The sequence below is a fragment of the Kitasatospora sp. MY 5-36 genome, from assembly GCF_001182915.1.
Taxonomy (GTDB): domain Bacteria; phylum Actinomycetota; class Actinomycetes; order Streptomycetales; family Streptomycetaceae; genus Kitasatospora.
Genome location: NZ_LFVW01001073.1, coordinates 1 through 2,094, shown reverse-complemented (window position 1 = coordinate 2,094; position 2,094 = coordinate 1). Strand labels below are relative to the sequence as shown.

The 2,094-nt window shown below is 75.8% G+C and carries 2 protein-coding genes; both read right to left on the bottom strand.

The window, feature by feature from the left end:
* A partial coding sequence (locus AE652_RS40195) for a hypothetical protein (protein ID WP_049660684.1) occupies positions 1 to 269 on the bottom strand: 269 nt, incomplete at its 3' end.
* Positions 260 to 2,094: ATP-binding protein (locus AE652_RS40190; RefSeq protein WP_049660683.1), on the bottom strand; the 1,835-nt coding region annotated here is incomplete at its 5' end. The genes AE652_RS40190 and AE652_RS40195, both read right to left, overlap by 10 nt.

Here is a 2,094-nt window from a genome sequence, read left to right as displayed (position 1 = left end):
GCCTCGCCGAGCCGCTGCGGTGAGGCGCCCGCCGGCAGCGGCGGCAGCCCGGAGAGCAGGTCCAGCGCGCGGTCGCCGCCCGCCGCGAGCGGTACGCCGCGCGTCTCGACCAGGCGGGCCAGCTCGCCGCGGAACGCCGTCGTCAGCCGCTCGTGGTCGATCCGGTCGAAGCCGTCGAGGACCAGCTCGCCGATCTCGACCTCGATCCGTCCGGCACCCGGGTGTTCGGGGGTTCCCGGCCCGCCTCCGTCCCGCGCGTTCACACCCATCCGCCGACCTCCGAGGGCGACAGCGAGCGCTCCAGCTTCAGGTACTCGGTGCGCGCGGCGGCCAGCATGTGCCGCATCTGCACCGGGCAGCCCTCGTCGGCGGCCAGGAAGGCCGCGGACAGCGCGATGTTGCGGATCGAGCCGCCGGCCACGGTCAGTTGGGCGAGCCGCTCGGGGTCGAGGCCCTCGCTGGGGGTCCGCCGGGGGATGACCCGCCGCCAGATCTCGGCGCGTTCCGGCACCCCGGGGAACGGGAAGTCGACCACGAACCTGATCCGCCGCATGAACGCCGGGTCCAGCGCCTTCTTCATGTTGGTGGTGAGCACGGCCAGGCCCCGGTAGGCCTCCATGCGCATCAGCAGGTAGCTGACCTCCAGGTTGGCGTAGCGGTCGTGGCTGTCCTTGATCTCGCTGCGTTTGCCGAACAGCGCGTCGGCCTCGTCGAACAGCAGCAGCGCGCCGCCGCGTTCGGCCGCGTCGAAGACCCGCCGGAGGTTCTTCTCGGTCTCGCCGATGTACTTGCTGACGACCTGGGAGAGGTCGATGACGAACAGGTCCACCCCGAGCCGCCCGGCGACGACCTCGGCCGCCAGCGTCTTTCCGGTGCCCGATCCGCCGGCGAACAGCGCGGTCACCCCCAGGCCGCGCCGCAGCACCGACTCGAAGCCCCACTCCTGGTAGACCGTGCCGCGTCGGCGGACGTGGGCGACGATCTCGCGCAGCGTCGCGCGCTGGCGCTCCTCCAGGACCAGGTCCTCCCAGTCGGCGCGCGGCTCGACCCGCCGGCCCAGCTCGTCCAGGGACATCCGGGCCTCCACCAGCCCGGCGTGCCAGGCCAGTTCGCCGACGTCCTGGTCCTTCTCGGCCGCCCGCCGGGCCGTCGCGGCGGCCGACCGGATCACATGGCCGGGCAGGGAGAACTGCGCGGCCAGCGCCCGGAGTTCGGCCTCGGCGATGCCCGGCGCGCCGTCCAGCGCCTCGGTCCAGATGCCCAGCTGCTCCTCGGGGCCGAGCGTGGGCACGGTCAGCCGGGCGCGGTCGGAGGCCCCGGCCGGCCGGGGCTCGTCGCCGGACACCACCAGCGGCACCGCCAGGCTGGCGAGGAAGGCCTCCGCGCCGTTCGGGGACCGCGGCTGCTCCCGGATCGGCTCCCCGTCCTCGACCAGCAGCGCGGCCGGGATCAGGATCGCCTCCCGCTGCCACAGCCGGGCGAGCTGCTCGCGCTCGGCGGGCTCGGTGGGCAGGTCCTCGCGGTGCGCGACGTAGAGGCCGAGCCCGGAGCGGTGGGCGGCCGCCGAGGCGATCTCCCAGCGGGTGCGGCGGTCGGCGCCGCTCAGCTCGGCGTGCGGCGGGCCGGTCAGTCCGGCCGCGGACCACCCCTGGGCCAGCTCGGCCGCGCACCGCTCGTGGGGTTCGGGCAGTTCGCCGGGCGGCCCGACCCGGGTGAGCAGGCCGTGCAGCCGTACGTCCAGGTACGGCACGCCGACCAGGAAGTGCAGCACCCGCTCGTCGATCCGCAGCCGGGAGGCGGTGAGCGCCGTCTCGTCGTCCAGTTCGACCAGCCGGAAGCGGCGCAGCGGGCCCACCGGGGTGAGCGCGCTCCAGTGCGGCCGGTCCAGGGCGGCGAGGGCGAGCGAGAAGGTCGGGTACCCGCGCCCGGGGTCGCCGCCCGACGCGGCGCACCGGGCGGCGGCGGTGGGGTCGATCTCGGGCGCGGCGGCCAGCACGAGGACGTCCCGCTCGAAGGGGGTGAGCCCGAAGGAGGCGGCGAGCGCGTCCAGGGCGGTGGCGGGCTGCCGCCGACCGGTGCGGCGGGTGCCGGGGG